This window comes from Mycobacterium sp., from assembly GCF_032159765.1.
Taxonomy (GTDB): Bacteria; Actinomycetota; Actinomycetes; order Mycobacteriales; family Mycobacteriaceae; genus Mycobacterium.
The window spans coordinates 1-18,621 of record NZ_JAVHWM010000061.1 but is presented as its reverse complement, the minus strand read 5'-3'; the positions used below and the strand labels follow the sequence as shown (position 1 = coordinate 18,621).

18 protein-coding genes are annotated in these 18,621 nt (G+C 66.4%); 13 read left to right on the top strand and 5 right to left on the bottom strand.

The features are described 5' to 3' along the window. Position 1 precedes the first annotated feature (1 nt). From argC to argH, 8 genes are read left to right on the top strand one after another with little or no spacing between them, the layout of a single operon-like run. Positions 2-1,036: an N-acetyl-gamma-glutamyl-phosphate reductase gene (gene argC, locus QOH60_RS07260; RefSeq protein WP_526418642.1), complete on the top strand. Its 1,035-nt coding sequence runs from the start codon at positions 2-4 to the stop codon at positions 1,034-1,036. Further along, positions 1,033-2,271: a bifunctional glutamate N-acetyltransferase/amino-acid acetyltransferase ArgJ gene (argJ, locus tag QOH60_RS07255; protein ID WP_526418640.1), complete on the top strand. Its 1,239-nt coding sequence runs from the start codon at positions 1,033-1,035 to the stop codon at positions 2,269-2,271. Before argC ends, argJ begins: the two co-directional genes overlap by 4 nt. Further along, the gene (gene argB, locus QOH60_RS07250; protein WP_526418638.1) at positions 2,268-3,149 is read left to right on the top strand and encodes an acetylglutamate kinase; all 882 of its coding nucleotides are present in this window, start codon (positions 2,268-2,270) and stop codon (positions 3,147-3,149) included. The genes argJ and argB overlap by 4 nt, the downstream gene beginning before the upstream one ends. Then, positions 3,146-4,354, top strand: a complete 1,209-nt coding sequence (locus QOH60_RS07245) for an acetylornithine transaminase (RefSeq protein ID WP_526418636.1) — start codon at positions 3,146-3,148, stop codon at positions 4,352-4,354. The genes argB and QOH60_RS07245 overlap by 4 nt, the downstream gene beginning before the upstream one ends. Next, a complete protein-coding gene (argF, locus tag QOH60_RS07240) occupies positions 4,351-5,283 on the top strand; it encodes an ornithine carbamoyltransferase (protein WP_526418634.1) in 933 nt (310 codons plus the stop codon). Before QOH60_RS07245 ends, argF begins: the two co-directional genes overlap by 4 nt. Beyond that, a complete protein-coding gene (locus QOH60_RS07235; protein WP_526418632.1) occupies positions 5,280-5,768 on the top strand; it encodes an arginine repressor in 489 nt (162 codons plus the stop codon). The genes argF and QOH60_RS07235 overlap by 4 nt, the downstream gene beginning before the upstream one ends. Before the next feature lie 30 nt (positions 5,769-5,798). Next, on the top strand, positions 5,799-6,998 hold the full coding sequence (locus QOH60_RS07230; protein WP_526418630.1) for an argininosuccinate synthase: 1,200 nt from the start codon (positions 5,799-5,801) through the stop codon (positions 6,996-6,998). Continuing rightward, on the top strand, positions 6,995-8,419 hold the full coding sequence (gene argH / locus QOH60_RS07225; RefSeq protein ID WP_526418628.1) for an argininosuccinate lyase: 1,425 nt from the start codon (positions 6,995-6,997) through the stop codon (positions 8,417-8,419). The genes QOH60_RS07230 and argH overlap by 4 nt, the downstream gene beginning before the upstream one ends. A 1-nt stretch (position 8,420) precedes the next feature. Here the strand turns inward: argH and QOH60_RS07220 are convergent, their stop codons facing one another. Beyond that, positions 8,421-10,169: an ABC-F family ATP-binding cassette domain-containing protein gene (locus tag QOH60_RS07220; RefSeq protein ID WP_526418626.1), complete on the bottom strand. Its 1,749-nt coding sequence runs from the start codon at positions 10,167-10,169 to the stop codon at positions 8,421-8,423. A 279-nt stretch (positions 10,170-10,448) separates the two neighbouring features. Between QOH60_RS07220 and QOH60_RS07215 the strand changes: the two genes are divergently transcribed. The 3 genes from QOH60_RS07215 (at position 10,449) to QOH60_RS07205 (ending at position 14,226) form a co-directional block, all read left to right on the top strand. Beyond that, positions 10,449-13,418: an alpha/beta fold hydrolase gene (locus tag QOH60_RS07215; protein WP_526418624.1), complete on the top strand. Its 2,970-nt coding sequence runs from the start codon at positions 10,449-10,451 to the stop codon at positions 13,416-13,418. A gap of 80 nt (positions 13,419-13,498) precedes the next feature. Continuing rightward, complete coding sequence (locus QOH60_RS07210; RefSeq protein WP_526418622.1) at positions 13,499-14,005, top strand: hypothetical protein; 507 nt, start codon at positions 13,499-13,501, stop codon at positions 14,003-14,005. A gap of 8 nt (positions 14,006-14,013) precedes the next feature. Then, positions 14,014-14,226 carry a Trm112 family protein gene (locus QOH60_RS07205; RefSeq protein ID WP_526418620.1) on the top strand — a complete coding sequence of 71 codons (213 nt, stop codon included), beginning with the start codon at positions 14,014-14,016 and terminating at the stop codon, positions 14,224-14,226. On the opposite strand, the gene QOH60_RS07200 is transcribed toward QOH60_RS07205, so the two are convergent. The 3 genes from QOH60_RS07200 to QOH60_RS07190 are packed head-to-tail and all read right to left on the bottom strand — an operon-like array spanning position 14,192 to position 16,333. After that, positions 14,192-14,815 carry a TetR/AcrR family transcriptional regulator gene (locus QOH60_RS07200; RefSeq protein ID WP_526418618.1) on the bottom strand — a complete coding sequence of 208 codons (624 nt, stop codon included), beginning with the start codon at positions 14,813-14,815 and terminating at the stop codon, positions 14,192-14,194. The genes QOH60_RS07205 and QOH60_RS07200 overlap by 35 nt on opposite strands. A 1-nt stretch (position 14,816) precedes the next feature. Continuing rightward, entirely contained in the window at positions 14,817-15,635 is an 819-nt protein-coding gene (locus tag QOH60_RS07195) for an ABC transporter permease (protein ID WP_526418616.1), read from the bottom strand. Continuing rightward, on the bottom strand, positions 15,569-16,333 hold the full coding sequence (locus QOH60_RS07190; RefSeq protein WP_526418614.1) for an ABC transporter ATP-binding protein: 765 nt from the start codon (positions 16,331-16,333) through the stop codon (positions 15,569-15,571). Before QOH60_RS07190 ends, QOH60_RS07195 begins: the two co-directional genes overlap by 67 nt. Positions 16,334-16,391: 58 nt before the next feature. Here QOH60_RS07190 and QOH60_RS07185 point away from each other — a divergent pair, with 58 nt between their 5' ends. Together QOH60_RS07185 and tyrS are read left to right on the top strand one after the other, a co-directional pair. Further along, positions 16,392-17,003 (top strand): DNA-3-methyladenine glycosylase, encoded by a 612-nt coding sequence (locus QOH60_RS07185; RefSeq protein WP_526418612.1) that lies wholly within the window; start codon positions 16,392-16,394, stop codon positions 17,001-17,003. A gap of 26 nt (positions 17,004-17,029) precedes the next feature. Next, on the top strand, positions 17,030-18,295 hold the full coding sequence (gene tyrS, locus QOH60_RS07180) for a tyrosine--tRNA ligase (protein ID WP_526418610.1): 1,266 nt from the start codon (positions 17,030-17,032) through the stop codon (positions 18,293-18,295). On the opposite strand, the gene QOH60_RS07175 is transcribed toward tyrS, so the two are convergent. Then, on the bottom strand, positions 18,279-18,621 hold a 343-nt coding region (locus tag QOH60_RS07175), incomplete at its 5' end, for a hypothetical protein (RefSeq protein ID WP_526418608.1). The genes tyrS and QOH60_RS07175 overlap by 17 nt on opposite strands.

Below are 18,621 nucleotides of genomic sequence, written 5' to 3'. Positions count from 1 at the left end.
TATGACGACGGTCGCGGTCGCGGGCGCCAGCGGCTACGCGGGCGGGGAGATTCTGCGCCTTCTGCTCGGACATCCAGCCTATGCCGACGGGCGCCTGACGATCGGCGCCCTGACTGCGGCCACCAACGCCGGCACGACCGTGGCCGATCATCATCCGCACTTGCCGCCGCTGGCCTCGCGTGTGCTGGAGGCCACCGATGCGCGGGTGCTGTCGGGTCATGACGTCGTGTTCCTCGCGCTTCCCCACGGCCACTCGGCAGAGCTGGCTGAGCGGCTGGCCCCGGACACGCTGATCATCGACTGCGGGGCCGACTTCCGGCTGACCGACGCCGATGCCTGGGAGCGGTTCTACGGCTCGGCACATGCCGGGGCGTGGCCGTACGGGCTTCCCGAACTGCCCGGCAACCGCGACCACCTTCGCGGGGCGCGGCGGATAGCGGTGCCGGGCTGCTATCCGACCGCCGCGCTGCTCGCCCTGGTTCCGGCGATTGCCGAGAACCTGATCGAACCCGTGGTCACGGTGGTGGCGGTGAGCGGCACGTCAGGGGCCGGCCGCACGGCGAAACCGGACCTGCTCGCCACGGAGGTGATCGGCTCGGCGCGGGCCTACAACATCGCCGGCGCCCATAGGCACACTCCGGAGATCGCGCAGGGACTGCAGGCGCTGACCGATCGGGCGGTATCGGTCTCATTCACGCCGGTGTTGGTGCCGATGTCGCGAGGCATTCTCGCCACCTGTACCGCTCGCACCGCCTCGACGGTCCCGCGGTTGCGCGAAGCATATGAAAAAGCCTATACCTCTGAGCCTTTCGTCTATCTGATGCCCGAAGGGCAGCTACCCCGCACCGGAGCAGTAGTCGGGGGCAACGCCGCGCACATCTCGATCGCCGTCGACGAGGACGCGAGGATGTTCGTCGCAGTCTGCGCTATCGACAACCTGGTCAAGGGCACTGGCGGAGCGGCGATTCAGTCGATGAACCTCGCGCTCGGCTGGCTCGAAACCGAAGGGCTGTCGGTGGTCGGATTGGCGCCGTGACCGACTCCCGCGGGAGCGGGCAGTGCGCCCCTGCCGCGCAGACGCGGCTCGTCCGCACACAGGGTGTGACCGCGCCCGCGGGCTTCCGCGCCGCGGGAATCGCCGCTGGTATCAAAGCCTCCGGTGCATTGGACCTGGCTCTGGTGGTCAACGAGGGACCGGACTTGACGGCAGCGGGGGTGTTCACCCGCAATCAGTTCAAGGCCGCGCCGGTTCTGTGGACGCGTCGGGTGTTGACCACGGGGCGGCTGCGAGCCGTCATTCTCAATTCCGGTGGCGCCAACGCCTGCACGGGTCCGCCCGGGTTCCAGGACACCCACGCCACCGCGGAAGCCCTCGCCGAGGCCCTGTCCGACTGGGGCACCGAGACCGGAGCGCTCGAAATCGGCGTCTGCTCCACCGGATTGATCGGTGACCGGCTACCCATGGACAAGGTGTTGGCAGGCGTGCGTGCCGTTGTCCACGAGCTGGCCGGCGGCATCACGGGCGGAGAGGACGCCGCGCGGTCGATCATGACAACGGACACCGTTCCGAAGCAGGCGGCGTTGCATCATTCCGGAAACTGGACGGTCGGCGGAATGGCCAAGGGGGCAGGGATGTTGGCACCGTCGCTGGCCACGATGCTGTGCGTGATCACCACTGACGCTGTCGCCGACTCGACCGCGCTCGAGTCCGCGTTGCGCCGAGCCACCGCAATGACATTCGACCGGCTCGACATCGACGGGAGCTGCTCGACCAATGACACCGTCCTGGTCCTTGCCTCCGGTGCCAGTGAGATCGAGCCCGGCCAAGACGAGCTCGACGACGCGCTGCTTCATATCTGCGACGACCTCGTCGCGCAACTGCAGGCCGACGCGGAGGGCGTGACCAAGCACGTCACCGTCACGGTCACCGGCGCCGAAACCGAGGACGACGCGCTGACTGTCGCGCGCGTCATCGCCCGCGACAGCCTGGTCAAGACCGCCTTGTTCGGCTCCGACGCGAACTGGGGCAGAGTTGTCGCGGCCGTCGGGATGGCACCTGTCCCATTGAATCCGGATCGGATCACGGTGTCGTTCAACGGGTTTGCTGTCTTTGCGCACGGCATCGGAGCGCCTCGCGCGCGCGAAGTCGATCTCAGCGGGACCGACATCGACCTGACCGTCGACCTGGGCGCGGGGAGTGCAGTCGCGGCCATCCGCACCACGGACCTGTCACACGGGTACGTCGAAGAGAACTCGGCCTACAGCTCATGAGTGCGCCCGCCGTCACCGCCGACGTGAAAGCCCAGGTGCTGGCCGAGGCACTGCCATGGTTGAAAGCGCTGCACGACAAGATCGTCGTGGTCAAGTACGGCGGCAACGCGATGACCGAGGATCATCTGCGCGCGGCGTTCGCCGCCGACATGGTGTTCTTGCGCAATTGCGGTATCCACCCGGTGGTCGTGCATGGCGGTGGTCCGCAGATCAGCGCAATGCTGAAACGGCTCGGGATCGCTGGCGACTTCAAGGCCGGATTCCGGGTCACCACGCCTGAAGTGCTCGACGTCGCCCGCATGGTGCTGTTCGGGCAGGTCGGCAGGGAACTAGTGAACCACATCAACGCGCACGGGCCGTACGCCGTGGGCATCACCGGCGAGGACGCACACTTGTTCACTGCTGTGCGCCGCAGCGTCACCGTCGACGGGATCGCCACCGACATCGGCCTAGTTGGCGATGTGGCAACAGTCAACACCGCCGCCGTGTTGGATCTCGTTGCAGCGGGGCGTATTCCGGTGGTATCGACGATCGCCCCCGACGTCGACGGGGTGGTGCACAACATCAACGCCGACACTGCCGCGGCCGCCCTCGCGGAGGCGCTGTCAGCGGAAAAGCTGTTGATGCTCACCGATGTGGAAGGGCTGTATACCCGCTGGCCCGACCGCGACTCCTTCGTCAGCGAAATCGACACGGGCACACTGGCTCAACTGCTGCCGTCGCTGGACACCGGGATGCTCCCGAAGGTCGAGGCGTGCCTGCGGGCCGTCGCCTCCGGCGTACCCAGCGCACACATCATCGACGGTCGTGTCGAACACTGTGTGCTGGTCGAGTTGTTCACCGACGCGGGGACCGGAACCAAGGTGGTGAGGGCATGAGCGCCCAGGGGGTCGAGCGAAGCTCGGGGGGGAACACCCTCGAAACCCGTTGGCAGGCCGTGATGATGGACAACTACGGGACGCCGCCGCTTGCGCTGGCCAGCGGCGACGGCGCCGTCGTCACCGACGTCGACGGCAATCGCTATCTCGACCTGCTCGGCGGGATCGCGGTGAATGTGCTCGGGCACCGCCACCCGGCGGTGATCGAGGCCGTGACCCGGCAAATGAACACGCTCGGCCACACCTCGAATCTGTACATGCACGAACCGGGAATCGCGTTGGCGGAGGCCCTCGCCGGGCTGCTGGGCATCGACGCCGACACGAAGGTGTTCTTCTGCAACTCGGGGGCAGAGGCCAACGAAGTCGCGTTCAAGCTGTCGCGGCTCACGGGCCGCACGAAACTCGTTGCGGCGCAGGATGCTTTCCACGGCCGCACCATGGGTTCACTTGCGCTGACCGGTCAACCCGCCAAGCGGGCGCCGTTCATGCCCCTGCCGGGCGACGTCAGCCATGTGCCGTACGGCGACATCCAAGCGCTGGCCGCCGCCGTCTCCGACGAGACCGCCGCGGTATTTCTCGAACCGATCATGGGGGAGGGCGGCGTCGTCGTCCCGCCGGCGGGATATCTCGTTGCGGCAAGGGAGATCACCTCGCGCCATAGCGCATTGCTGGTGCTCGACGAGGTGCAGACGGGTATCGGCCGCACCGGCGCGTTCTACGCCCACCAGCACGACGGGATCACCCCGGACGTGATCACGTTGGCCAAGGGCCTCGGCGGCGGCTTGCCGATCGGTGCCTGCCTTGCGGTGGGACCGGCAGCACGGCTGATGGAGCCCGGGATGCACGGAAGCACATTCGGCGGCAACCCGGTGTGCGCAGCGGCGGCCCTGGCGGTGCTTCAGACCCTCACCGAGCAGGACCTGGTCGGTCGCGCCGACGTGTTGGGCAAGGTACTCAGTCACGGGATCGAATCGTTGAATCATCCACTGGTCGACCACGTTCGGGGCCGAGGACTGCTTCGCGGCGTGGTGTTGACCGCGCCTGCGTCCAAGCGGGTGGAATCCGCAGCCCGAGATGCCGGGTTCCTGGTCAACGCGCCGGTGCCGGACATCGTCCGGCTGGCGCCGCCTCTCATCATCACCGAAACGCAGATCGACGAGTTCGTCAGCGCGTTGCCGGGAATCCTCGACAAGGCGTCGACATGAGCGGCATCAGGCACTTTCTACGCGACGACGATCTGACGCCGGCCGATCAGGCCGAGGTGCTCGAGCTGGCGGCCGCACTCAAGAAAGACCCCTTCAGCCATCGCCCGCTGGACGGGCCGCGCGGAGTCGCGGTGATCTTCGACAAGAACTCGACGCGAACCCGGTTCTCCTTCGAGGTCGGCGTGGCCCAACTCGGCGGCCACGCCGTCGTCGTCGACGGGAGCAACACCCAACTCGGCCGCGACGAGACGCTGGAGGACACCGCGCGGGTGCTGTCGCGCTACGTGGAGGCGATCGTCTGGCGGACGTACGGGCAGAACCGGCTGACCGCAATGGCATCGGCGGCAACCGTGCCGGTGATCAACGCGCTGTCCGACGAGTTTCACCCCTGCCAGGTGCTGGCCGACTTGCAGACGGTCGCAGAACACAAGGGCCGCTTGAAAGGACTGCGGCTGGCCTACTTCGGCGACGGCGCCAACAACATGGCGCACTCGCTGCTGCTCGGCGGGGTGACCGCGGGCATGCACGTCACGATCGCCGCGCCGCCGGGATTCGAGCCCGACCCCGGCATCGTCGACGCCGCGGAGGGACGTGCGCACGACACCGGTGGCAGTGTCCACGTGACCGCCGAACCGGCGGCCGCCTCCGAGGGCGCGGACGTTCTGGTGACCGACACCTGGACTTCCATGGGCCAGGAGACCGATGGACTGGATCGCGTCGGGCCGTTCGAGCCGTTCCGGATCGACAGCAGGCTGCTCGCCATAGCGGATGCGAATGCCGTTGTCCTGCACTGCCTTCCCGCACACCGGGGCTATGAGATCACCGACGAAGTGATCGACGGGCCCCAGAGCCTGGTGTGGGACGAAGCCGAGAACCGGCTGCACGCCCAGAAAGCGCTGCTCGTCTGGCTGCTGGAGCGCTGCTCATGAATGCACCGGAGATCAGCAGCACCCGCGCGGGTCGGCAGGCGCGCATCGTCGCGATTCTCTCGTCCCGTGCCGTCAGCAGCCAAGGCGAGCTGGCCGCGGCACTGGCGGCCGAGGGTATCGAGGCCACGCAGGCGACGTTGTCGCGCGACCTCGAGGAGCTGGGCGCGGTCAAGCTGCGTGGTGCCGACGGCGGCGCCGGCGCGTACGTGATCCCCGAGGACGGCAGCCCGGTGCGTGGTGTTTCCGGTGGCACAGAACGGCTTTCCCGCCTGCTGGGTGAGCTGCTGGTGTCCAGCGACGCCAGCGGCAACCTCGCAGTGCTACGCACGCCTCCAGGCGCTGCGCACTACCTTGCGGTGGCCATCGACCGCGCCGCCCTCCCGCATGTCGTCGGCACGATCGCCGGCGACGACACCATCTTGGTCGTCGCGCGCGAACCTTTGACCGGTGCCGAACTCGCGGCCCGATTCGACGAGCTGCAGTAACCGATGATCATGATGAAGAGGAGGTAGCTGGTGTCCGAGCGCGTCATCCTCGCGTATTCCGGCGGCTTGGACACGTCGGTGGCGATCAGCTGGATCGGCAAGGAGACCGGGCGTGAAGTCGTCGCCGTGGCTATCGATCTCGGCCAGGGCGGCGAGGATATGGAGGTCGTCCGGCAACGAGCACTGGACTGCGGCGCCATCGAGGCCGTGGTCGTCGATGCCCGTGACGAGTTCGCCAACGAGTACTGCCTGCCCACCCTGCAGTCCAACGCGCTCTACATGGACCGCTACCCGCTGGTCTCGGCGATCAGCCGCCCGCTGATTGTCAAGCACCTCGTCGAGGCCGCACGCGAACACGGGGGCGGTATCGTCGCGCACGGCTGCACCGGCAAAGGCAACGACCAGGTGAGGTTCGAAGTCGGATTCGCCTCGCTCGCACCGCATCTCGAAGTGTTAGCCCCGGTCCGGGACTATGCGTGGACGCGCGAGAAGGCGATCTCATTCGCCGAGGAGAACGCGATCCCGATCGCGGTGACCAAACGATCGCCGTTCTCGGTCGATCAGAACGTCTGGGGTAGAGCCGTCGAAACCGGTTTCCTCGAACACCTCTGGAATGCGCCCACCAAGGACGTCTACGACTACACAGAGGATCCCACACTTAACTGGTCCACTCCCGACGAGGTGATCGTCGGGTTCGACCGTGGAATCCCGGTCTCTGTCGACGGACACGACGTCACCGTCCTGCAGGCGATCGAGGAACTCAATCGACGGGCAGGCGCCCAGGGCGTGGGCAGGCTCGACGTCGTCGAGGACCGCCTGGTCGGCATCAAGAGCCGCGAAATATACGAGGCACCAGGCGCGATGGTGCTTATCACCGCGCACACGGAGCTCGAGCACGTCACGCTCGAACGCGACCTGGGCCGGTTCAAGCGCACCACCGATCAGCGCTGGGCGGAATTGGTGTACGACGGGCTGTGGTACTCACCGCTGAAAACGGCGCTGGAGGCGTTCGTCGCCAAGACCCAGGAGCATGTCTCCGGCGAGATCCGAATGCTGTTGCACGGCGGGCACATCACGGTGAACGGGCGGAGAAGCGACGAATCCCTCTACGACTTCAACCTCGCCACCTACGACGAGGGTGACACGTTCGACCAGTCGAGCGCCAAGGGTTTCGTGCATGTGCACGGCCTGTCGTCGCGGATCGCCGCGCGGCGTGATCTGCCGACATGACCACCAACGAGGGCGCGCTGTGGGGTGGCAGGTTCGCGTCCGGCCCGTCACCGGAACTGGCCACGCTGAGCAAGTCGACGCACTTCGACTGGGTGCTCGCGCCGTACGACATCGCGGCGTCGAAGGCGCACGCCGGCGTGCTGTTCAGGGCCGGCCTGCTCACCGAGGAGCAGCGCGACGGGCTGCTGGCGGGGTTGGACAGTCTCGGCGAGGACGTCGCTTCGGGCAGTTTCGGCCCGATCGTCTCCGACGAGGACGTGCACGGCGCGTTGGAACGCGGGCTCATTGACCGCGTCGGCGACGATCTCGGCGGGCGGCTGCGCGCGGGACGATCGCGCAACGACCAGGTCGCCACGCTGTTCCGGATGTGGTTGCGCGACGCACTGGTTCGAGTGGGGTCCGGTGTCCTGGACGTGGTGGGCGCGCTGATGACGCAGGCGGCCGCGCATCCGTCGGCGATCATGCCCGGAAAGACTCACCTGCAGTCGGCCCAGCCGGTGCTGCTCGCGCACCACCTGTTGGCCCATGCGCATCCGCTGGTGCGCGACGTCGAGCGGATCATCGACTGCGACACGCGCACTGCGGTGTCGCCGTATGGTTCCGGAGCGCTGGCGGGTTCGTCGTTGGGCCTCGATCCCGATACGATCGCGCAGGAGTTGGGATTCATTGCCGCAGTGGAGAATTCGATCGACGGCACCGCGGCTCGTGACTTCGCGGCCGAGGCGGCGTTTGTGCTGGCGATGATCGGTGTCGATCTCTCTCGGCTCGCTGAGGACATCATCCTCTGGAGCACAACCGAATTCGGATACGTCACGCTCTCCGATTCGTGGTCCACCGGGAGTTCGATCATGCCGCAGAAAAAGAACCCCGATATCGCCGAGCTCGCGCGGGGTAAGTCCGGGCGTTTGATTGGCAACCTAACCGGGCTGCTCGCCACGCTGAAGGCTCAGCCGCTGGCCTACAACCGCGATCTCCAGGAAGACAAGGAACCAGTTTTCGATTCCGTCGCGCAGCTGGAGATGCTGCTGCCGGCAATGGCCGGCCTGGTTTCCACCCTCACGTTCGACGTCGATCGGCTAGCCGCCCTCGCACCGGCCGGATACACGCTGGCCACCGACGTCGCCGAATGGATGGTGCGTCAAGGCATCCCGTTCCGCATCGCCCACGAAGCGGCGGGTGCGGCGGTACGCACTGCTGAGGCTCGCGGCCTGCAGCTCCAGGATCTCAGCGACGCCGATCTCGCCGAGGCCCATCCGGCACTGACGGCTGAGGTCCGCGAAGTGCTGACGGTGGAGGGGTCGGTGGCTGCCCGCGACGCACGCGGCGGCACCGCACCGGCCCAGGTTGCGCGCCAACTCGCCGCGCTGCGTGACGCCGGTGAGGCGTTGCGGGCCCGCCTGTCCAGCAATGGTTCCCGTTAGCTCAACCGTCGACCGCCGCTAACCACGCCTCCTCGAGCGCGTCCTTGCGGCGCTGCGCATCGAGAAACTCAGAATTCAGTTCGCCCAGCCGCACATGGTCGTTGGCAGCATCCGACATTGCCTCGTGCAGCTCGGCGATCCGCTGCTCGACTTTGCCCAGCTGACTTTCGATGCGCGCCAACTCCTTTCCCGCACGGCGCGCCCGCGCCGACGCGGACTCGGCCGCGCCGGAATCGTCGCGCACCGATGACGCCGACGTCTCTTGCCGGACCGCCAGATATTGATCGACGCCGCCGGGCAGCAACTCGCATCGCCCGTCGCCGGACAGCGCATAGGTGACGTCGCTGACGCGTTCGAGAAAGTAGCGGTCGTGGGTGACCACGATCAGCGTGCCTGGCCAGCCGTCGAGGTAGTCCTCGATCACGGTCAGCGTGTCGATGTCCAGGTCGTTGGTCGGCTCGTCGAGCAGCAGCACATTGGGCTCGTCGAGTAACAGCCGTAAGAACTGCAACCGGCGGCGCTCGCCCCCCGACAAGTCATCAACGCGGGCGACGAGCTTGTCGCCGGTGAACCCGAAGTCCTCGAGCATCGTCGCCGCGCTGACCTCGTTTCCGCCCGCCAGGCGCGCCACCCGGCGTTGGTCCTCGACGGCGTCGAGCACACGCTCGCCGCCGGCCATCTCGCCGAGGCCCTGACTCAGGACGCCAAGACGTAAGGTCTTGCCGCGCTTGATCGTTCCCGCGGCCGGCGTCAACTCTCCGGACAAGAGCCGCAGCACCGAGGTTTTGCCTGCACCGTTGACGCCGACGAGCCCGATACGCGCACCCGGCCCGATCGACCAGTTGATGCCGTCCAACACGGTCCGATCGCCCACGTCCAGCCGGACGTTGTGCAGATCGAACACGTCCTTGCCCAGCCGGCTCGTCGCAAAGCGTTGCAGCGCAAGTGAATCGCGCGGGGGAGGCTCGTCGGCGATCAGTGCGTTGGCCGCTTGAATCCGAAATTTCGGCTTCGACGTCCGCGCAGGCGGCCCCCGGCGCAGCCATGCCAGCTCTTTGCGCATCAGGTTGCGGCGCCGGCTCTCGGTGCCCGCTGCGATCCGCATCCGTTCAGCGCGGGCCAGCACGTACGCGGCGTACCCGCCGTCGTAGCCGTCAACGGCGCCGTCGTGCACCTCCCAGGTCCGCGTGCACACCGCGTCGAGGAACCAGCGGTCGTGGCTGACCACCACGAGCGCCGCGGGGCGCCGTGCCGACAAATGATCGGCCAGCCAGCTGATCGCCTCGACGTCGAGATGGTTCGTCGGCTCGTCGAGCATCAGCACGTCGTGGCCCGCCAACAACACGGCCACCAGCGCCACCCTGCGCCGCTCGCCTCCGCTGAGTGTTCCTACCGCAGCATCGAGATCGACATCGGCCAAGAGGTGCTCGACCACAGACCGCGTCTCCGGGTCCCGCGCCCACGCATGATCGGGTCGGCCGCCGACGATGAGCTGGCGCACCGTTTCCGTTGCTGCGAAATCGTCTGCCTGGCGTAGATAGCCGACCGACAAGCCGGCGGTGTGAGTGATCCGGCCGTCATCCGGGGCGCGCACCCGTGCCAGCGTCTGAAGCAGTGTCGTCTTGCCGTCTCCGTTGCGGCCGACCACCCCGATCGCGTCGCCGTCGTCGATGCCCAGGCTGACCGCGCGCAACAACGTCCGTGTGCCGTACGAGACCGTGACGCGCTCGGCGTTGATCAGGTTGGCCATCGCTCGCCGATGATATTCGCCGGCGTACGGCGATCACGTCGGCAAGGAGCTGTAGGGCCCCCGGCCCCACCCGCGGCGCCGAAAGTGACGCTATGTAGAAGAAGTGCGAGGCATTGTCAAGTGGTTAGTGCAACATTAGGCGGCTTGGCGGCTGAACTCGAAGCCTACGGTTGACATCGCCTGCGGGTCGATTTCGGCGACGTGCCAGAATGACCACGGCAAACCGGGGGGAGAGCGGGGCTGACGAGCGCCCGCAGACAACCCGGAACGGGAGGGTTGATGGTGGACTTCTCGGCGATCACCAGGCCGGTCGAGCGCCTGATCGCGACCGCACAGAACGGCCTGGAAGTCATCAGGTTCGGCGGCCTGGAAACCGGCACCGTGCCCTCGCCTTTCCAGATTGTCGAAAGCGTGCCGATGTATCGCCTGCGGCGGTATTTCCCGCCCGACAACCGCAACGGCCAGACGCCGGTCGGGCCGCCTGTGCTGATGGTGCACCCGATGATGATGTCGGCCAACATGTGGGACGTCACTCGTGACGAAGGCGCCGTCGGCATCCTGCATCGGGCCGGCATCGACCCGTGGGTGATCGACTTCGGGTCACCCGATCGCGTCGAGGGCGGCTTGGAACGCACGCTCGCCGATCACATCGTGGCCGTCAGCGAAGCAATCGACACGGTCAAGAAGGCCACCGGGCAAGACGTCCATCTTGTCGGCTACTCCCAGGGCGGCATGTGGGCCTATCAGACCGCGGGCTATCGGCGTTCCCGTGACCTGGCCAGCATCATCGCGTTCGGTTCCCCCGTGGACACGCTCGCGGCACTGCCGATGGGCCTTCCGCCCAACCTTGCCCCAGCCGCGGCTGAATTCATGGCTGAGCATGTGTTCAATCGCATCGACATCCCAAGCTGGTTGGCGCGCATGGGCTTCCAGATGCTGGACCCGTTGAAGACCGCCAAAGCGCGGATCGACTTCCTGCGTCAACTGCACGACCGAGAAGCGCTCCTGCCGCGTGAGCAGCAGCGCCGGTTCTTAGAACGCGAAGGCTGGATCGCGTGGGGTGGCCCCGCGATCTCGGAGCTGCTCACGCAGTTCATCTCCCACAACCGGATGATGACCGGCGGCTTCTCGATCCACGGCGAACTGGTCACGCTCAACGACATCGACGTTCCGATTCTCGCGTTCATCGGCGAGGTCGACGACATCGGCCAGCCCGCGGCTGTGCGAGGCATCCAGCGGGCGGCACCCAACGCGGATGTCTACGAATACCTAATTCGCACAGGGCATTTCGGCCTCGTCGTGGGCGGCAAGGCCGCGACGCAGTCATGGCCGACGGTGGCCGAGTGGATCAAGTGGCTCTCCGGCGAGGGAGACATGCCCGAGGGGATCTCCCGGATGGCCCCGCAGCCGGCGGAGCACAAGGAAAGTGGCGTACCGCTGGCTTCCCGCATCGCGCACGGCGCAGGTGTGGCCTCCGAAGTGGTGTTCGACCTGGCCAAGTCGGCGGGCACCGCGGTGGTCGCGGCCAACAAGTCGCTGCGCTCGCTGGCCGTCGAGACGGCCCGCACGCTGCCGCGGCTTGCCCGCCTGGGTCAAATCAACGAGCACACCCGGATCTCACTCGGTCGGATCATGTCGGAGCAGGCGGCCGAGAACCCCAGGGGTGAGTTTCTGCTGTTCGACGGCCGAGTGCACACCTACGAGGCCGTCGACACCCGCATCAACAACGTCGTGCGCGGCCTGATCGAGGTCGGTGTTCGGCAGGGCGACCGGGTCGGTGTGCTGATGGAAACCCGGCCGAGCGCGTTGGTGGCCATCGCCGCGCTGTCCAGACTCGGTGCGATCGCGGTGCTGATGCCGCCCGACGCGGACCTGGCCTCCGCAGCACGTCTGGGCGGGGTCCGCGAGATCATCACGGACCCAACCAATCTGAGAGCCGCCCGACGGTTGTCGTTGCAGGTTCTGGTGCTCGGTGGTGGAGAGACACGCGATCTCCATTTGCTGCCCACCGACGAGGACGTGCTCGACATGGAGCAGATCGACCCGGACGAGGTCGAACTCCCGGGCTGGTATCGACCGAACCCTGGGCTGGCCAAGGACATCGCGTTCGTGGCGTTCACCACCGTCAACAGCGAGTTGGTGGCACGCCAGATCACCAACTACCGGTGGGCGGTGTCCGCATTCGGCACCGCGTCCACGGCCGCACTGAGCCACCGCGACACGGTCTACTGCCTCACGCCGCTTCACCATCCATCGGGCCTGCTGGTCAGCCTCGGCGGCGCGGTCGTCGGTGGTTCCCGGATCGCGTTGTCGCGCAAGCTGCGTCCCGATCATTTCGTTCACGAGATGCGTCAGTACGGGGTTTCGGTCGTGACGTACACGTGGGCGATGTTGCGCGAGGTGATGGACGACCCGGCGTTCGACCTCAAGGGCAATCACCCGGTGCGGTTGTTCATCGGTTCGGGCATGCCGACGGGACTGTGGCAGCGCGTGATCGACGCATTCTCGCCCGCGCACGTCGTCGAGTTCTTCGCCACGACCGACGGCCAGGCCGTCCTGGCGAATGTCGCAGGAGTCAAGATCGGCAGCAAGGGCCGGCCGTTGCCTGGGGCAGCGCAGGTGGAATTGGCCGCCTACGACCCGGTCGACGACCTCATCCTCGAGGACGACCGCGGGTTCGTGCGGCGCGCAGCCACCGACGAGGCAGGCGTGCTGCTGGCCCACCAGCGGGGCCCGGTCGACCCCCAAGCGGCGGTCAAGCGCGGCGTGTTCGCGCAGGGTGACACCTGGGTTTCCACGGAGTACTTGTTCCGGCGCGACGGCGACGGCGATTTCTGGCTGATGGGCACGCGCGGATCGGTGATCAGGACAGAACGCGGCGCGATCTATGACGCACCGATCACAGACACTGTCAACCGAATGCCCGCCGTCGATCTGACCGTGACGTACGGGGTGGACGCCAACGGACATCAGGTCGCGGTCACGGCCGTGACGATGTGTGAAGGCGCGGCGATCTCCGCGGCCGATCTGAACGAGGCGATGGCGGGCCTGGGCGACGACCGGCCCGACTTCGTACACGTGGTCAGCGAGCTGACGCTCAGCGCGTCGTACCGCCCCACGGTGGGTGTGTTGCGCAACGCGGGGATCCCGAAGGCCGGCCGCCACGCCTGGTACCTGGACCCCGAGACGAATCGATACAAGCGGCTGACCGCGCCCGCCCGGGCGGAATTCGTGCAGGCGTCGCCGTGAGGGCTGCCATCGCCTGGCTGCACTGTTAAGCTCCCGCTGGCGGCATCCGCCCGCCATGCAGCAGCCTGGGGAGGATTTGCATGACGCTCGAGAGCCCGCTGACGGGCTGGAAGCGCACGCTTGCCGGTGCGCTTGCAAGCACCGGGCTGGCCGTCGCACTCACGCTGGGCTCAACACCCGCGACCGCCCACGCCGACGTGCTCGACGACCTCGCCAACGAGTTCACCACCGCTCAGGGCGCCGGCCAGATACCCGCCTTGCTGAACCAATCGCTGAAGCTTCGCGGAGCCGGCTACAACCTGACCAACGGTGAAACGGCAGCAATCCAGGACGCCTTGACCCGGCGCCCGAACCAGACACCGCTGATCAACGCGCTCAAGGATGCCATTTCCGGACAGACCAAGCGCATGAAGCAAAACAAGATCGCGCAGTCCGGCGGCCAGCAGGGCCCGTTCTCCGTCGGCATCAACCAGTACGACCCCAACAGCCCCGGCGGGATTACGGCGGGCCCCGGCGGCATCAATTTCGGCGGCGGCGGTTGGCAGATCGGCGGGCAGCCCGGCACGCAGGTCGGTCCGCCCGGCTGATTGCTTCGATGCTCGACGCCAAGCTGTTGACACTTCTGGTGTGTCCCGCTGATCGTGGACCGCTCGTCTACGTCGACGACATGCTGGTCAACCCGCGGCTGCGCCGCGTGTACCGGATCGAGGACGGCATTCCGGTGCTCCTGATCCACGAAGCGGTCGACCTGTCCGACGACGAACTGGCCGCTCTTATGGCGAAAGCAGAGCAGGCAGATCGCCAGTGAGGTAGCGCTGCACGTTTGGCCCCGCCGTCGCGGCGATCTGCTCGACCGACAGTGACTTGAACGGATCGAGCTCGAGGATGTATCGAGCCATCACCACGCCGACCAACTGCGACGCGACGAATTGGACGCGCAGGCGTCCGGATCCGGGCGGATCGTCCACGCGGGAGCCGACTTCGACGGCGATGACCTCTTGAAGGAATGACCGGAAGAGGCTGACTTCCGTCGTACCCGCGAGCAGCGAGCGGATCGCCGCGATGAACCCCTTGCCCAGCTCGGAATCCCACAGCGTGACCAACAGGGTCAGCAGGGTGTGGCCGATCTCTTCGACGGGCGTACTCCGCAGGGGACCCAAAATCGCCTGCGGATCGATGGGGATGCGGATCACTGCCGCGAAGAGTTGTTGTTTTGTGCCGTAGTAGTGGTGCACCAACGCTGGGTCGACGCCCGCATCGGCCGCGATCGAGCGTATGGAAGTCTTGTCAATACCGTTGCGGGAAAACAGATCCCGTGCGCTGGCAAGTATCCGCTCACGGGTGTCCGACGAGCCGGCCGGTCGGCCGGGCCGTCGTCTTTCGATCTCAGTCGTCATGTCAGGGAGTCCGTCGTCGTAGTGTCGCAGCGGCTAGGCACAACGCAATGATCGCGCAGCCCACCACCACGGCGATGTCGCGAACCGCCGTCGCGGTGAGCTCCGGGTGAGCGCCGACCTCCCGTAGCGCCTCCAGCGCATAGCTCGCGGGCATGACATTGGAAATCCATTGCAGCCATTCTGGCATCGCGGCCCGCGGAACGATGATGCCTGCCAGAAACAGCTGCGGCGCCATGACGAGCGGGATGAACTGCACCGCCTGAAACTCAGTGCGTGCGAACGCACTACACAACAGCCCGAGCCCGACGCCGAGCATGGCGTTGACGATCGCGATCACGAAGACCCACACCGGGCTGCCGACGGTATCGAAGCCCAACAGCCAAAACGCCACGAGGCACGCCAATGTCGCTTGCAATGCTGCGGCGATCGAAAACGCGGTACCGTAGGCGGCAAGCAGATCCATGCGGCGCAACGGGGTGGTCAGAATGCGCTCCAGCGTTCCCGAGGCGCGTTCGCGCTGCATGGTGATCGCCGTGATCACGAACATCACGAACAGCGGGAACAGGCCGAGCAGCACCAGGCATGCCGTGTTGAATCCCGAAGGGGCGCCAGGGCGCGTCGGCACGTTCTGGAACATGAAGTACATCAGCGTGATGATCAGGATCGGCACCATCACGATCATCGCGATGCTGCGGTGGTCAGCAGCCAGCTGACGCAGGATGCGTGTCGTGGTAGCGGTGTAGCCCCTGAGCCCTATCCGGCTTGGCGCGCGGTGTTGCGCCGGATGATTGACAGAAACGCTTCCTCCAGCGATTGACATCCTGTGTCCTCTCGTAGCTGAGTCGGGGTGGTGTGAGCGACCAAATGGCCTTCGCGCATCAGTAGCAGGTCGCCGCAATGGTCGGCCTCGTCCATCACGTGGCTCGAAACCAGCAGTGTGGAACCGGCTTTCGCAAGATCATGGAACTGCTCCCAGAGATCTGCCCGTAGCACGGGGTCGAGGCCCACCGTGGGCTCGTCCAGGACGAGAACATCGGGTCTGCATACGAGCGCACACGCCAGTGAGACCCGCGTGCGCTGACCGCCAGACAGATTGCCGCAGGATGCCGTTCGGTGATCCTGCAGTCCCACCGCATCGATGGCGGCATCGGCCGCGTCGGCATCCATGCCGTAGAGCGACGCGAAATAGCGCACATTGTCGACGATGCGTAAATCGCCATAAATCGTGGCGTCCTGTGGCATGTACGCCACCCGTCGACGAAGCGACGCCGAGCCAGCGGGCTGGCCAAGTACCGTGACGCTGCCGGCCGTAATGATCTGGGTGCCGACGACCGCGCGCATCAGCGTGGTCTTGCCGCATCCCGACGGTCCGAGCAGGCCGGTGATCGTGCCGCGGGCGATCTGCACAGACAAATCGTGGATCGCGGTCCGCTTGCCGCGGACAACCCGCAGGTGGTCAACCGAGACAGCGGGCTCGACACCGTGCCGCAGTAATTCACCGCTCGATGAAGTCATCATGTGATGAATATTCCTCCCAGTGCGCACGACTGTCAACGCCGCAGGCAGAATTCGTCCGGTGAAGGCCCAGACCTTGAGCGTCGATCCGCTGACGGCGGCCCGCCGGCTGCTCGGCGCCCAGTTGAGTGCGGGCGGAGCGACCGCAACGATCGTCGAAGTCGAGGCGTACGGCGGCCCGCCCGAGGGGCCGTGGCCTGACCCCGCGTCGCATTCGTTTCGTGGCCCCAATGCCCGCAACGCGGTGATGTTCGGTGAAGCCGGCCGGCTGTACACGTACCTCAGCCACGGCATTCACGTCTGTGCCAACGTGGTCTGCGGTCCGGATGGCACTGCGGCGGCGGTCCTGCTGCGAGCGGCGATCGTCGACGACGGACTCGACGTTGCGCGCGATCGTCGCGGTCTGGCAGTACGCGATCGCGCACTCGCGCGGGGGCCGGGGAATCTGTGCTCTGCCCTCGCGATCACGATGGATCATTACGGGGCAGACCTTTTCGATCCCTCGAGCCCGGTGCGGCTGCAACTCGGCCGCGCGGCGGTCGCGGCAAGCGGGCCTCGAGTTGGCGTGAGCCAGGCAGCCGATCGGCCGTGGCGATTCTGGCTCGCAGCTCGCCCCGAGGTCTCTGCCTACCGGCGAAGTCCTCGCGCACCGGCGCCGGGCGAGAGCGACTAGATGACCGATGCGGAAAGATCGACGCAATGAGCATCCTCGATGAGCTCAGCTGGCGTGGGCTGATCGCGCAGACCACCGAGGTCGAGACCCTCGCGGTCGCGACCCGCGAGCCGATCACGGCGTACGCGGGATTCGACCCGACGGCGCCGAGCCTGCATGCCGGCAACCTGGTCACGTTGCTGTCGCTGCGCCGGTTCCAGCTTTTCGGCCATCGGCCGATCGTCTTGGCCGGCGGAGCCACAGGGCTGATCGGTGATCCCCGCGATACCGGCGAGCGGACGCTCAACACGGCCGACATCGTCGCCGACTGGGCCGATCGCATTCGCGGTCAACTCGAGCGCTTCTTCGTTTTCGACGACTCTGCCTCCGGTGCGATCGTCGAGAACAACCTGGCCTGGACGGCGCCGCTCTCCGCGATCGACTTTCTCCGCGACCTTGGCAAGCACTTCTCGGTCAACGTGATGCTGGAGCGAGACACCATCAAGCGCCGGCTTGACGGAGAAGGCATCTCCTACACCGAATTCAGCTACATGCTGTTGCAGGCCAACGACTATCTCGAACTCCACCAGCGGTACGACTGCAGTCTGCAGATCGGCGGGTCGGACCAGTGGGGCAACATCGTCGCCGGTGTGCGCCTGATCCGCCAGAAGCTGGGCAACACCGTGCACGCGCTGACGATCCCGCTGTTGACGACGGCCGACGGCACCAAGTTCGGCAAGTCCACTGGCGGCGGGAGCCTCTGGCTGGACCCGGAGATGACCAGCCCGTACGCCTGGTACCAGTACTTCATCAACACGGCCGACGCTGACGTCGTCCGCTACCTGCGCTGGTTCACCTTCTTGTCGGCCGAGGAGATCGCCGAGCTCGAGGAAGCGACGACGACGCGCCCACACGAGCGCGCTGCGCAGCGCCGGCTCGCCGCTGAACTCACCACGCTCGTACACGGACAGGCGGCGACGAACGCCGTGGAGCACGCGAGCCAGGCCCTGTTCGGGCGGGGCGAACTGTCGCGGCTCGACGAGCCGACGCTCGCCGCGGCGCTGCAGGAGGCGAATGTCGCGGAGCTGTCGGCGCAGGGCGCGAATTCGATCGTCGACCTCTTGCTTGCGACCGAGCTTTCCCCTTCCAAGGGTGCCGCCCGCCGCACCATCGCCGAGGGCGGGGTGTCGGTGAACAACCAACGGATCGACGACGAGCTCTGGTCGCCTGCACCGACGGACTTCCTGCACGGCCGGTGGCTGGTGTTGCGTCGCGGGAAGCGGAATATTGCTGGCGTCAAGCGTGTTGACTAGTTGTGTCGGGGTGAAGAGCGCGCACTAGCAGCCTGTTTGACTCCCGGATATGCCTCACGTAACTTAGTGAAGCCGTCGCGACGCGGGGCAGCTCGCAGAGCGCGATGGCATCCCAGGAGGGGACCACTTCGGTGGCCTCTTCGTTGTCCGAACTACTAGCTCGTGGCTTGAAGCCGCGGGCTTTTGGCGCGGTCGGCGTGGGTGTGTTGTTTGAGAACTCAATAGTGTGTTTGGTGGTTTTTGTTTGTTGTTGTTTTTTGCCATGCCCTGGTTTTCCTCGTTTGTGGGGTGTGGTGTTGTTTTTTGCCAGATGTTTCTGGTTGCTT

Coding starts and splice junctions, on each gene's coding strand:
- argC (WP_526418642.1), top strand. CDS start 2: ATGACGACGGTCGCGGTCGCGGGCGCCAGCGGCTACGCGGGCGGGGAG.
- argB (WP_526418638.1), top strand. CDS start 2,268: ATGAGTGCGCCCGCCGTCACCGCCGACGTGAAAGCCCAGGTGCTGGCC.
- QOH60_RS07245 (WP_526418636.1), top strand. CDS start 3,146: ATGAGCGCCCAGGGGGTCGAGCGAAGCTCGGGGGGGAACACCCTCGAA.
- argF (WP_526418634.1), top strand. CDS start 4,351: ATGAGCGGCATCAGGCACTTTCTACGCGACGACGATCTGACGCCGGCC.
- QOH60_RS07235 (WP_526418632.1), top strand. CDS start 5,280: ATGAATGCACCGGAGATCAGCAGCACCCGCGCGGGTCGGCAGGCGCGC.
- argH (WP_526418628.1), top strand. CDS start 6,995: ATGACCACCAACGAGGGCGCGCTGTGGGGTGGCAGGTTCGCGTCCGGC.
- QOH60_RS07220 (WP_526418626.1), bottom strand. CDS start 10,169: ATGGCCAACCTGATCAACGCCGAGCGCGTCACGGTCTCGTACGGCACA.
- QOH60_RS07215 (WP_526418624.1), top strand. CDS start 10,449: ATGGTGGACTTCTCGGCGATCACCAGGCCGGTCGAGCGCCTGATCGCG.
- QOH60_RS07210 (WP_526418622.1), top strand. CDS start 13,499: ATGACGCTCGAGAGCCCGCTGACGGGCTGGAAGCGCACGCTTGCCGGT.
- QOH60_RS07205 (WP_526418620.1), top strand. CDS start 14,014: ATGCTCGACGCCAAGCTGTTGACACTTCTGGTGTGTCCCGCTGATCGT.
- QOH60_RS07200 (WP_526418618.1), bottom strand. CDS start 14,815: ATGACGACTGAGATCGAAAGACGACGGCCCGGCCGACCGGCCGGCTCG.
- QOH60_RS07195 (WP_526418616.1), bottom strand. CDS start 15,635: ATGTCAATCGCTGGAGGAAGCGTTTCTGTCAATCATCCGGCGCAACAC.
- QOH60_RS07190 (WP_526418614.1), bottom strand. CDS start 16,333: ATGATGACTTCATCGAGCGGTGAATTACTGCGGCACGGTGTCGAGCCC.
- tyrS (WP_526418610.1), top strand. CDS start 17,030: ATGAGCATCCTCGATGAGCTCAGCTGGCGTGGGCTGATCGCGCAGACC.